10 protein-coding genes are annotated in these 12,300 nt (G+C 57.7%); 4 read left to right on the top strand and 6 right to left on the bottom strand.

What is annotated here, in order from left to right:
• Nucleotide 1: 1 nt before the first annotated feature.
• From ACS13N_RS21575 to ACS13N_RS21565, 3 genes are all read left to right on the top strand, one after another.
• Nucleotides 2–2,017, top strand: coding sequence for a DUF3732 domain-containing protein (locus ACS13N_RS21575; RefSeq protein WP_438933642.1), 2,016 nt, complete (start codon nucleotides 2–4; stop codon nucleotides 2,015–2,017).
• 88 nt (nucleotides 2,018–2,105) lie between these two features.
• Nucleotides 2,106–3,554 carry a DUF6035 family protein gene (locus ACS13N_RS21570; protein WP_438933641.1) on the top strand — a complete coding sequence of 483 codons (1,449 nt, stop codon included), beginning with the start codon at nucleotides 2,106–2,108 and terminating at the stop codon, nucleotides 3,552–3,554.
• Between the two features lie 291 nt (nucleotides 3,555–3,845).
• A complete protein-coding gene (locus ACS13N_RS21565) occupies nucleotides 3,846–5,108 on the top strand; it encodes a hypothetical protein (protein WP_438933640.1) in 1,263 nt (420 codons plus the stop codon).
• A 521-nt stretch (nucleotides 5,109–5,629) separates the two neighbouring features.
• On the opposite strand, the gene ACS13N_RS21560 is transcribed toward ACS13N_RS21565, so the two are convergent.
• Both ACS13N_RS21560 and ACS13N_RS21555 read right to left on the bottom strand, forming a co-directional pair.
• Nucleotides 5,630–6,430, bottom strand: a complete 801-nt coding sequence (locus tag ACS13N_RS21560; protein WP_438933639.1) for a Fic family protein — start codon at nucleotides 6,428–6,430, stop codon at nucleotides 5,630–5,632.
• A gap of 187 nt (nucleotides 6,431–6,617) precedes the next feature.
• Entirely contained in the window at nucleotides 6,618–6,818 is a 201-nt protein-coding gene (locus ACS13N_RS21555; protein WP_438933638.1) for a hypothetical protein, read from the bottom strand.
• A gap of 788 nt (nucleotides 6,819–7,606) precedes the next feature.
• Here ACS13N_RS21555 and ACS13N_RS21550 point away from each other — a divergent pair.
• Complete coding sequence (locus tag ACS13N_RS21550; RefSeq protein ID WP_118891170.1) at nucleotides 7,607–7,843, top strand: helix-turn-helix domain-containing protein; 237 nt, start codon at nucleotides 7,607–7,609, stop codon at nucleotides 7,841–7,843.
• Nucleotides 7,844–8,378: 535 nt separating this feature from the next.
• On the opposite strand, the gene ACS13N_RS21545 is transcribed toward ACS13N_RS21550, so the two are convergent.
• The 4 genes from ACS13N_RS21545 to ACS13N_RS21530 form a co-directional block, all read right to left on the bottom strand.
• Nucleotides 8,379–9,512 carry an AAA family ATPase gene (locus tag ACS13N_RS21545; RefSeq protein WP_438933637.1) on the bottom strand — a complete coding sequence of 378 codons (1,134 nt, stop codon included), beginning with the start codon at nucleotides 9,510–9,512 and terminating at the stop codon, nucleotides 8,379–8,381.
• Between the two features lie 83 nt (nucleotides 9,513–9,595).
• Nucleotides 9,596–9,751, bottom strand: a complete 156-nt coding sequence (locus ACS13N_RS21540; protein ID WP_438933636.1) for a hypothetical protein — start codon at nucleotides 9,749–9,751, stop codon at nucleotides 9,596–9,598.
• Nucleotides 9,748–10,623 carry an RNA ligase family protein gene (locus tag ACS13N_RS21535; protein ID WP_438933635.1) on the bottom strand — a complete coding sequence of 292 codons (876 nt, stop codon included), beginning with the start codon at nucleotides 10,621–10,623 and terminating at the stop codon, nucleotides 9,748–9,750. Before ACS13N_RS21535 ends, ACS13N_RS21540 begins: the two co-directional genes overlap by 4 nt.
• 370 nt (nucleotides 10,624–10,993) lie before the next feature.
• Nucleotides 10,994–12,271, bottom strand: coding sequence for an MFS transporter (locus ACS13N_RS21530; RefSeq protein WP_438934467.1), 1,278 nt, complete (start codon nucleotides 12,269–12,271; stop codon nucleotides 10,994–10,996).
• Nucleotides 12,272–12,300: the final 29 nt, after the last annotated feature.

Genomic DNA, 12,300 nt, shown 5'->3' with positions numbered 1-12,300 from the left:
GTTGAAGCTGCAAATCATCGAAATCATTCTGTGGCCGCGCAAAGGCGAATTCGAGCCGCGGCGAGTCATATTTAAACCCAAGAAGGCAAACATCATCACGGGGGCTTCGAAGACGGGCAAGTCTTCAATCATCCCCATCATCGACTACTGTCTAGCCTCAGACCGCTGCTCTATCCCTGTCGGCATCATTCGCCAAGCTGTTTCCTGGTTCGGCATCCTGGTCGAGACCGACGAAGGACAAAAGCTCTTGGCTCGCCCTGAACCAGGTAGACAGCCAAGTGCGCAGGAAATGTTCGTGATTGAGGCCGACAAGGTCAGCATTCCCCGCAGCATCGCGGCAGCAAACACGAACTTCAAACAAGTGAAAGCCACACTTGACCGGCTGGCACGGCTCACGAAGCTCGGAACGGACGTAGAGAATCAAGACAGTGGATATGCTGGTCGCCCAAGTTTTCGTGACCTGATGGCGTTCTGTTTCCAGCCCCAGAACGTCGTCGCTAACCCGGATGTCCTGTTCTATCGCGCAGACACAACGGAACATCGAGAGAAGCTTCGCGCGATTTTCCCATATGTACTTGGCGCGATTACCCCCGAAAGCTTGGAGAAGCAGTGGGAGGTTGACCGGCTTCGGCGAGAGCTACGCGTGAAGAGGCGAGAGGCCGATGCCTACGAGCAGGCTTCTCGGACATGGACAGCAAACATCAGCAACTGGGTGGCTGAGGCATACGAGTTAGGACTGGTCAAAAAAGATGCGCTTGAGAGGAAGCAGGAGGCGGAACTTCTCTCCTTGCTGAACTCCCTCGTTCGCCAGGGCGTTCCAGAACGCCCTATCTCTGCCGAAGCGATGGAAGAGTCCGCGCTGGAGTACGCCAGTCTCCAAGTGGAAGAGTCAAATCTAAACACAGAACTGACCGAGGTTCGGCATAGGCTCAACCGCCTTGCTGAACTCAGAGGTTCAGTGAGCCAATACAAATTGTCGCTGGATAAAAGAAAGGGGCGTCTTTCCCTTTCGCGTTGGTTGCGAAGCCAAGCTCACGACTCCGACCAGAACTCCTGTCCAGTATGCGCGCAGTCCCTAAGCTCGCAGACGGCAGTTGTCGACGTCATGTGCGATGCCCTTGCTGTTGTCGAATCGGATGCTCGCCGCGCCTCTCAAGCTCCAGCGGTATTTGACCGAGACTGGAACATATTGAACAAGACCCTGCACGAGCTAACAGACAAGCTCGGCGCGGTGAGCGTGCGTCGGAGAGGAATTGAACAGAGAAGCGCACGCGCCAAGCAGCAGAGGCTTCTGACGAACCAGACGGCACGTTTCCTGGGGGCTATTGAGCAGGCCCTCGTCTTGTACAACGCCAGGGCCAATACAGGGGCAGACAAAGCCATCAGAGACATCGAGTCCCGAATCCAATCGCTCTTGACGGAGATTGGTCGAGAGAACTTCGAGGCCCGACTGGTAGAAGCGCTGAAGCGACTCTCGAAGTCGATGGAGAAGCTGTCTTCGAAGTTGGACGCGGAAGACCCGGCTGCTTGGCTTCAACTGGACACAAAGGAGTTGACGGTTAGGGTAGGAGGCGCCGAAGGCCGTAACGACTATCTCTGGCAACTAGGCAGCGGCGCGAATTGGTTAACCTATCACGTGGCCTCTACGCTTGCCCTTCATGCGCTCTTCCTTGCGCAGAAGAATTCGCCCGTGCCCGGTTTGATGGTCTATGACCAACCCAGTCAAGTCTATTTTCCGAGAAAACTTGCTAGCAGGCATAGCGACGACGATGACCCCAAAATTCCGGACGAAGACACTGATGCGGTCCGTCGTTTCTTCGACGTTTTCGGAAAGGCGACGAGCACATTCAAAGGCGGGGACTTCCAAATAATCGTTGTAGACCACGCTGGCCGTGAGATTTGGGATGGCTTGAAAGGTATCCATGTTGTTGAAGAGTGGCGGAACGGGAAGAAGCTCGTCCCTGAGGCGTGGATTGACGCGGTAAGTAGCAACGGCACAGCAGATACGAAGGACTAATCCTCCTTTGCTATACCTTTGTTGCAGGAGCGAATGGCTCCGGCGACGGAAGCGTTAACGCTCTGCAGCGGTGAACCAGAGGCAGTGAATGGCAACTCGCACAATTGACTTGGTCTACGACAACCTCAGTCATGCTCAGGTTGCAGCCGAGGCCGTTTTGGAGGGCGGGACGGCTAGCAAGCACCAGCAGAGGCTCGATGACGAAGTCATGCGACTTGAGAGCGGCCAGCGGCGGTACACGTGCCTCTATTGCTTGGAGTCGCTCAGCATCCGCGGGTCGCTTGAGCGGGTCTACCATTTCGCTCATCCGAAGAACCCCGGGGCGGAGTGTCCTTACCGGTCCGGATATGTTCTGACGAAGGAGCAATGGGAGGCTCTCAAATACAACGGCGCCAAAGAGTCGCAGGTCCACAAGCAGATGAAGGCTTGGCTCGTGGAGAGCCTGCGCGCGGACCGCGATGTCGAGCCGAACACAATCATTGAAGATAGTCGGATGCACAGTTGGGTGGACCGCTCCGTGTGGCGCAAGCCGGATGTCCGTGGGAACTGGCGCAGCAAGACTCTGGTGTTCGAGGCCCAACTATCGACGACGTTCATATCCGTCATCGCCGCTCGCCGGCAGTTCTACCTTCAGGAAGGAGCATTGCTGTTCTGGATATTTCGGGACGCGATGCTTGCGGAGGATGCGCTGAGGTTCAGTGAGAGAGATGTCTTCTATAACAACAACTGGAACCTGTTTTCCGTCGACGCTGAAAGTGTTGCTGCGTCAAAGCGCGAGGGGGAGCTTAAGCTATGGTGTCGTTGGCAGGAACCTGTCCTGCGGCAAGGCGGCATTCAGCTCAAGTGGCACAAGAAGTTGGTTGGCATGTCGCAGTTGACGCTCGACTTTGACAAGCAACGGGCGTACTACTTCGATTTCGAAACGGCTCACAGCGAACTCAAGGCGGCGCTCGCGCCTCGGGCGGTGCTTCCTCCTTTCAAGCAAAAGCACTTCCACGAAGCTCACTCAACTTCCAAACAGGACCGGGACAAGGAACTGGCGCAGCGGCTTGCCTTGCAGGCACGCTACGACATCATGCCGAGCGAGCTGGAGCGCGCCTGGCTGATGGCGGATGATGAGCAAGACCACTTTGGCATGCTGCGTGTTCAGAACTACGCTTACGGGGTGCTCGCACCGTACCTGCATCCCGTTTGCGCAACGGCGCCTCGGTCTCTCGACGGACGGGATGACCTGCGCACCATCCTGAGCGGTCTTATCTCGCTGCGACTTGGCCGAATCGTCGGCGTCAGAAGCATGAACTGGAAGCAGTTGGAAGACATGGTCTTCCGCGCAGCCGTTGGTTACTACGGCGTGTTTCGCTATGCGGCCAGAATCTATGGCAGATTGAACGACATAGGGTACGACCGACCGGAATCCATCGCTTCCAGCAACTATCGAGAGTTTTCCGAGCGAAAGAAGAGCGTGCCGGTTATGGTGAAGAGGGATTTCGACGAGGCGTTCAAGCTTCTCTTCCCTGAGTTGAACCCAGGCAACTGAATACGGGCAGACGGGGGGCTTGCTGGGAAACTCTGGCGCGAACCAGGGCCTACGTCACCGTAACGCGTCTGGCTGGCTTGCCGGCCGCCAACACCGATTGCAATTAGTCTGATGACGTACGCTCACGCAATTCGTCCAATCCGCAACCGATTGCGAAAGTTTTCCTACGTTAGTGTCTTAGGCGAGCTCTCCCAGTTCATCCAGACTGAGTCGACGGCAGACGATGGGAAGGTGCACGCGCCATGGCTTGCAGAACGTGTCGCCGTTTGGGTGCTACGCGACGAGCCACGAATGTATGGTTCCGAGGCTATCTCGCAGCAAGAACTTCGGAAATGTATTGACCATGCCTGGAAGGTGACGGACAAAGCGTTTACCGGATTCGGCCCAGGGCGCTCCTTTCATCTCACGCTGCGGTCGTTGCTACTCCCGCAGATTCCGCATCAGCGAGAACAGGAGCTGGGACCCTTCGCCCGTCAAATAGACCTTCTCAATAAGCTCCAGACGAATTCGCATCTCTATCGCTTGTTTGAAGACGTATTGGGCATGCCTCCAATGGATTTTCTCGGCTTGGCGACGCTCTTTCGCGGACACTCTCTAAAAGATATTTCAAGGGTCATCGCCATCGACTACCGCACGGAGCTACAACGGATATTTGGGAGGGAGGCTGTCGAGCGGTTCTATCAAACCATGCTTATCTCTCGAGACGTGACCGCGGAGCAGTTGGGCGAGGTCGGTCCGGACGAATGGTTTCAGCCAAACCTTCTCTATAGGACACCGTTCACGTTGCTGAACAACAAGACCTGGTTTTTCTGGGGGCGTTGCTGCCTCGACCGCAACCTAGGATACGTGTTGAGCGACATCGTCGGTCGTAGCGATAACAATGGGGTTCGACAAGCCTTCGAAAAACTGTTCGAAGAATACGTTGGACGAAGCCTAAGTCTGATGGGCCTTGAGATATTGAACGAAGACCGGGTCCGGGCCCGCTTTGCTGTCGAAGGCCGCTGCTGCGACTTCGCAGTTGTCGACGGGAGCGACGTGGTGTTGCTCGAGGTCAAAAACAAAGCGCTGACTCACACGCTCCCTGCTGCCGGAACCGCTCGCGACTATGCTTCAAAGCTCAGTGCGACTGTAAAAAAAGCGGACGAACAGCTCAGAAACGTCGAAACTTTTGTGCAGCGGGCTTACCCCGCCAGTGCTGTGCATAAGGTGGTTATCACCTATGGCGACCTCTTTGCTGCTGAGACAGACCAACTGTTCTCGACGAGCTCAGACTACTTCGCATCGAACGACCCGGTGTACATCTTCAGCGTCGACCATCTCGACCGGCTCGTCGAAGCTGTCCGCTTGAATAAATGCCGATTCGCATCCTTCTTCGAAGACTACACGCGACGGCGAAGCGAGCCGGAAAAACGCCTTCTCCTGCTTTCAGACCTTCTCAACGAAGAGCCGTATCGGGCCCCGAAGTTGCCCGCTCACCTTTTCGAAATTTACGCTCCTTTCTACGAAAAGTTGATGGAGCGAGCGCAACCCAAGCACGAGGCCGCCGCTTCTTGAGGTACGCATCAGCGGTGAGTCCTCTTCGAGTGTCGGCGCCCGCTAGCGCCTTCCGTCATCACGCGAACGATTGAAGGGTTAGCCTGTGAGAGTTGCGGCAATTCCGCGTGGTATCCATATAGGCGATACAGTGCGACGGCAATCGCGCACGAGCGTGAGTATCCGCCTTCGCAATGCACGACAACCGAAACGATTTCCGGGGGTAGGGTTTCGACAAACGTGCGGATGGCAGAGCCGTGCTCAGCCGTGAAAGCGTAAGGAAGCTTCTCCTTCGCTCGAGCAGACAAGTCTGGGCTGAGGAAATCGACGTCAGAAAAGCTCAACCGGAGCACGTGAGCAAAGCTAGCGATGCTGGCTGGTGGGCGTTCTGGCGCAGTGACAGAGATGACGGCAATCGAGGCGAGTCCAGGAAGCCGCTGAGCGTCCGCACGTGATAGTGCGAACACCTGTCGTCCGCCATCGGCGGGAGGTCTGTACAGCTTGCTGAGAATGTCTTGCAGGCGCTGCGCCATTTCTCTGCCTCACGGCTTTCCGGGCGCTGCATACTTCATCGCGGAACGCTGATAGGTCCATGAGAGAAGTTCGGCAGCAAGCGTGACATCCCGGAGCTCATATACGGCGAGCATCGCGCGCGCATAGTCGTCTCTGGAGACATCCTGAAACGTCAGCGGAGCGCAGTTGTGAAGCAGCAGCGGGATGTTTGCTGCGAGGCGGCTAGTAAGTTTGTTGCCGTGGGAAAACGGTTGCAGGTAGGCAAGCTGTACCCACAGAAACAAGGCAGCCTCGATTGGGTTCTCGATGCGGGCCGCTTTCTCCACGATAGATTCCAGCATCGCCTCGATGACGTCAGGCTCCTGCATTGGCGAGTAGAGCGTGCCGGCAATGCCGAGCGGACCGTTGCGGATGGAGCCAAGTGAGCTGCTATCTGGAACCAAGTCCTGCATGAGAATCGCGTGCAGGTTTTGGACGGCTAGGCTGGAGAGCGGCTCCCGCGGAAGGCAATCGATAAGGAAGTCGACGGCTGCTTTGTGGTTGAGCAACATCACGGTGTCTACGTCGCAACGCATGGAGCCGCCATTGAGCAGTTCCTCAGCTGCACGCAGGCTGTAGCGGCTACCCTCCAGGCGGGATGAGTTCCAAGACAGGTCGACGAGCGATTGCGCGAAAACATCACGCACGTTGATGTCTGCAGGCTGCGCCTCGCCCAGGTGGCCCAGACGACAAAGCTGCTCCGCCACGTCCCGCGGCATCAGCCACGACTCATTGGGGACGTAAAGGTCGACAAACTCGCGCAGATACGAGGCGGGGCCTCGTGCCGCCATGGGTAAGCTGAGCGCGTGCGTAAGCTCGACTTCCGAGCGTGACCAAGTCCGGCGTGCGGTAGCGCTGGTGTATGTGGGGGCAGCGGGCATTGAGAAGAAAGTGTCGTGGCTGGTTTGAGGCGCGGCCGTGGCGCGTTGGACGTAGCTACGGCTTACAGAGAATCTGTGGCGGTCGCCGTGTTCGAGGCTACTCGGCCTTGTCGAGCCCCGCACGACACAACTCCAACGCGTGGTTCAACGCGTCGATTTCACCTTGCATCTCCGCCGCCCGCCGTAGCAGTTGCCCAACCTGATGCCAGTACGCATAACCCAGGTCGCCGTCGGACAATGCCAGCTCGTGAATCTTACGGAGCGCTATGTCGAGGTCAAGCTGACCGTCAGAAGGCATTTGGCACTCCCCAGCGACGTACACCCGGTCCGGCCAGGTTACGTCGAAAAGTCATAGTTAAAAGGGTATGTGCATCCATCGCAGTAAACGTGCTGCCAGTAGCTCGCGCGAAACCGTCCAGGTTGTCCGCAGCTCTCGCAGACGCAACGGGCGCTCGACACAGCCTTTTCTACCGCTTTTCGGATACGCCCCCACGCATCGATGTCGCAAAGGTAACCATTCGCGAGTTCCATCTTCAGTTCGCCCGCAACGTGGCGGACGTCCGTACAAAACGGAAGCACGGGGTAGACGCTTCTATCCGAAAGTAGCACTTCGTCCATAGCGGAGAGACTCTCCGGGTTCTGAACCTGGTCGCACCACATCGTGCGTAACTCGTGCTCAATCTCTCGTGCGGAAGCTTCGATGATTGGATACCAGCCGCGACCACACTGAATGCCGAAGTGTGCAATGTTTGACGGGTATGCCTTTGGGTTCCGCGTCGCGCGAAAAAACAATGGGTACCGCGAAAACAGGCGGCTCTGCTCGGCAGCCAGTCGTGGCTTTTGCACCGGCGAGCAGTTGAGCGACTTGTCGCCATGATGGGCACTGTGGACCATTGTTGAAGAGCTCCTTCGTTCAGCCTTATCGAGGGAGGCGCTTGTCCGCAAGAGAGTGTCGATATGCGACAGCTCCTGGAAGACGTGTCCATGCCGCGAAGAACGTCATTATATACGTTTACGCAGTATACGTTTAGATAGTATATGTTTGCGAAGTAGACGGAAAGGTCATGTTGCGCCAACCTCCGGGCCATGACCGACACAGATAGCAAAGACATTGACCCCTACCTGCGGCGCAGGCTGGCAGAACATGTCCGGAACCTGCGTTTGGAAAAAGGCATCTCTCAGGAATTGCTCAGCGTCCAATGCGGTTTCCACCGGACCTACGTGAGCCATATTGAACGAGCTGCTACCAACATCACGCTCGACAATCTGCAGAAGCTTGCCCTCGGGCTCGAGGTAGACCCTTCAGAATTGCTCAGTCGTTAGCGCGAGCGGCCAGTGAGCGGCGCCGACCTCAGTGTGAGTGAGGCCGAACACGCCAATTCTCTGCAGCAAGCGCTCGCATCAGTCGCCATGAAAGCGGCGTGCATGAGCCGCCTTTTGAAATCGCGCGGAAGCTCGCCAAGGCCCCGCAAGTCCCAACCGTGTACCTCTATTGCGACGACGAGCTCGCTGAATTTCTTCTTACTTGACAGTACCTCAATCGAGCCGACAAGAAGGAGATTGGGTACATCGTCGAAAGCAGGCTGTTCTCGAAAGGGCTAGTCGGAAAAGAGCCATCGCAGCCCGCGACAATCTGGTTGCCCAGATAGCTAGGCATCGAATCTTGGTCGCCTTTTTCCGGCAGAGCCGTACAACGATGCATCGACTGGCTGCCCCAGGAAATCAGCCTGCAGGTACCGGAAAGATTTTGTCGCCTAGACGGCACTTGGCAGGTTTGTAGGCAACTTGTTGCCTGACGTCCCCAAAGATGCCTGAGCGCTGACGCCCACCTGTCACGGCCGTTCTTCAGGGGAGTTTTCTACACCACGTATTGGATGCGATGCGCTTCTGTGGGAAGAGGCAAATCCCACCGGTGAAGCATGCCTTCCAGCGTTTTGTTGGTCAGCGAAGTGTCCCGCTTCGAGTTCCGGCGCAATAGCTCGGCACGCGGCTTTTCCAGGTACACCAACTCAACTTCTGCACCGTATGCGAACAGCAGGTCAATCGTCTTCTTACGCATCAGCTCGCTAAGATTCGTAGCATTCCACACGAAGGGCTCCTTAGCCCGCAGCAGTTCCTTCGCCCGAGCCACGGCCCGATGCGCCACCATGCCTTCGTTCTTGCCATGACGCAGCCCCAGTTCTTCGCGCGCATCGTCAAAGGAGACAACTGGGAGGTCCGGATGATTGGCAGCCACCCATGTGTTCTTGCCAGACGCCGGCAAGCCCGACATCACGATGACCTTGGAGCCGTCCTCCTGAAAGAGTGCGAAGTCCGGATGGATTTCCGCGCCCCGGAAATAGCTCACCGCTGTGTGGGCATCGGCAAAAGCCCTTGGCTGGCCATAGCACCCATCGTCTCGAGCGACCTCCCGAAAAAGCTCGATGTCATCCAGCACCTTCTGCTGGTCATCGCAGATTCGGCCACGCATGTCAGCCTCAGCGAGTGCCGCTAGCAGTGGAATGCTTAGTTGCCAGGACAGCTCCCTAACAATGAACTCAGCTGACTTACCTCTCCGCGACCCCGCCAAGGCAAAGAACGGAACCTGGTGAACGGCAATGAGCCTGCAGACGGCTTCCCGGATGTCGAACGGTACGCCTACATCCCATAACGCAATACGCGCATCGATGGCTCCCTTGCGGGAATGGCCAGGCTGACTGATTTCACCCGACACGGGGTCGACAACGGTCGTGCTGTGCTTTGCCACGTCATGCAGCAACGCTGCCAGGAAGAGCACTTCCTGCTCAACTCGTGTCGCTGCTTGATAGTCTGGCAGCGCGAGAAGGGCCTCTACCACCATTTTGGTGTGCGTCCACACATCTCCTTCGCGATGGTATGAGCCCTGAGGTGTCACTTTCGCCAGTTCCAGAGCGGGAAACGCGTTCAGGCACCCTTGGAAATCGGGACTCTGCCCGTCGCTCGGAACGAGCTTCTGTATGTTCATCCAATCCATGGTCCACACTCCTCTGTGGATACTCAAGGAAATAGTTGCCTAATTAGTTATTCAACTATTAGCAAGCCCTTGATTTGTTGTTATTAGTTGCCTGAGACAGGGGTAGAAGCGTGATACCTCGGGTCCTGCGGCGTCGTCTTGGCAAGTTCGAGCACGGGAAACGCCGCGAGGCACGCCTGGAAATCGGGCGACATGCCCGGAGCGGGCACCAGGGCCCGCAGGTGTTCGTAACGCATCATGATGTCCTCTCCGTCATGGTTGCGCGCAACGTGTTCCAGGTCACCGTTGGCCGTGGCGCATACAGATCGACGCCCGGCGACAACAGGTTTGGAATGAACGGTTGCTCGGAATGGTGCTTGCCTGACTCCAGAATGGCTTGTACGAAATCCTGTCGGACCCACTTGTATCGGCCTACGGTCTGACCATCGACCTCCACCTTGATGTAGAGGCCCTCGGACAGATCGGACTTGTCGCACTGCCGCCATGCGAGCGCGAGGTCGAGTCCCGCACGCTGCACGGTTTGCTCGAAGGCGCTTCGCCACTGCACGGTCTTAGCCAATGACGGCCTGAGCAGCGCTCTAAGCCCAGCGAGCGTGGCCGGTGCCGTGCCTTCGTACAAGACTGGAACGGAAAGCACCGGGCCATCCGCCAGTAGCACCCGACGTGCAGCGGTCGACAGGAACTCGCCCGTATGGCGGTCCAGCACGTCGAACTCAAAGAAGTGGTGAGGCAACGCGTCATAGAACACCGCATGCTTCTTGGTGACGGTCTCGCCGTACATCACATAGCGGTCTTCCAGGCGCTCCAGCAGCCAGGCCTCGTGGGCAGCGGCCCAGGCTTTGACGAAGCTGAACTGGCGCTCCCGCCCACCACCTACCAAGTAGTGGCCTCGGGACTGCAGCAGCAATTCGCCAGCGGCACTGAAACTGATGCCAGTGTTGGCCCCGTCGATCTTCTCTTCGACAACGAGGTACTGCCCGTGCAGCGTTCGATAGGGAATGTGCTCGTAGCCAGCATCACCATCCTGCAGGCGTGAGCCTTCCAGATGCGGTGTGCGCGGATAGCGAAACAGGTCGAGCGATTGCGCAAGTGCGCGATGATCCAGCGTCATGGTTTTCTCCAAGCCAATGTGGGAAAAGCCGACGACGCGGAAAAACGGAGGGGGAGAGGCGAAGGATTGGTGCAGTGCGCGCTCCCGGAACCGCGCCTGCCGATGGGTTCCGATCTAGAACGACGCTGCGTTCAGTACGGACGGGCAGGCAACCGCGATACCAGGAAACTGGTAGTCGTCGGCGTCAGGCGATGTGACGGAAGGCTGCGGGCACTTGATTCACCAATCGAAGTCAGGGTGGAACGGAAATTGAGGGCGGAGCTTAGAGAGGTGTGCAGGCGTTGTCAATTGCAGACTGGCAATAGCATGACGGTGCCGCGCACGCTGGCCTGGGTGTCTCGATGCGGCTCCGCAGCTGCTCCACAATGCATCAGTCCAGATCAGCCTCGATCTCCGGATTGGGTTCACCATCCCTGGTGGCAATCAACCCTTTCGGCGCAAGTGGGATCAGGGGCAGGATCAGCGCGTACACCACGGTGGTCGCAATCACACAGTACGTGAATCCGTGCGTTGGACTGCTGCTGTAGATGCGCGAACCCAACAGATCACCGGCGCGTGCCGAGAGCGCAAACACGCCATCCACCAGCATCATCAGCGTGCCTTGCAAACCCGGCGGACAAGACCGCATCGCAAGGTCGAGATACGCAGCCGTGGCGACACCTCCCATCAGCCCGATCGGTGCCGCCAGAATCAGCGCGAGATCGGCCGAGTGAATGAAGGCCAGCGGAATCATCTGCGGCACGGCGACGATCGTTCCCCACCACAGCAGCGTGTTCAGTGAGACCTTCTTGCACAGGAAGCCGTACAGCAGGAAGGTCGGGATGAACGCGGCGGCAAAGATGCCGTTGTAGTACGAGTAGACCGAATCCGACGCATGCAGCGTGTTGGTCAGATAGAACTGCAGCGGCGTGGACGCGCCCGGCGCAAAGTTCCACAGAAAGCAGATGAGCACTGCAGGATAGACGGCCCGATGCTTCGCTAGCCGCCGGACGTTGCCCACGAAATCTGTGCCCCTGGCTTGCGGCTTGTCATAGGCATCGCCAAAGACGGACGTGGGTTTCCAGAACCCCAGCACGGCAATCGATAGCGTGAACGCCGCCGCCAGCAAAAAGGCCCCTTTCGGGGCCAGATGATCGGAGATGACGCCGGACGCAAATGCCCCGGCAACAACCGGAACGGTGCCAACCACATTCAACAGTGCACTCAAACGTCCGGACATGCGCTTTTCCTGGCCCACCAGCGCGATCAACCCTTGATAAGCCGCGGCGACAAATCGGGAAGACAGCATGGCCAGCAGCATCCAAACCACCAGTGCTGCGTATGAGAACCCCGAAAACGCCATCCCGATCAGTGCCAACGCAGTGGCCGGCGCAAAGATCAGGAAGAAGCCGCGATCGCGCAATCCCAGCGGGTTCCACTGATCGCGCGCCAAGCCGAACGCAAACGCGAGGTACACCGGGACGCCCGTCACGAGCCGGAAGATCGAGATCTGCGTCGCCGTTGCATGCAACTGGTTCTTGAGCAGGTACGAGGTCTGGATGTCGACTAGGTAGCCGGCCGGCGTGGCCAGAGCGATGAACAGGGTGAGACAACCGAAGTACAGCAGGGTCTGGTCACCGCCCTTGAAGTCATGCCCCTCCAAACCCATGGAAAAGCGCGCAAGTCGCGCAGCGTGCC

The sequence above is a fragment of the Ralstonia sp. 24A2 genome, assembly GCF_051783885.1.
Taxonomy (GTDB): Bacteria; Pseudomonadota; Gammaproteobacteria; order Burkholderiales; family Burkholderiaceae; genus Ralstonia.
Note: the sequence above shows the minus strand (reverse complement) of the source record. Positions and strands in the feature narration are given on the sequence as shown.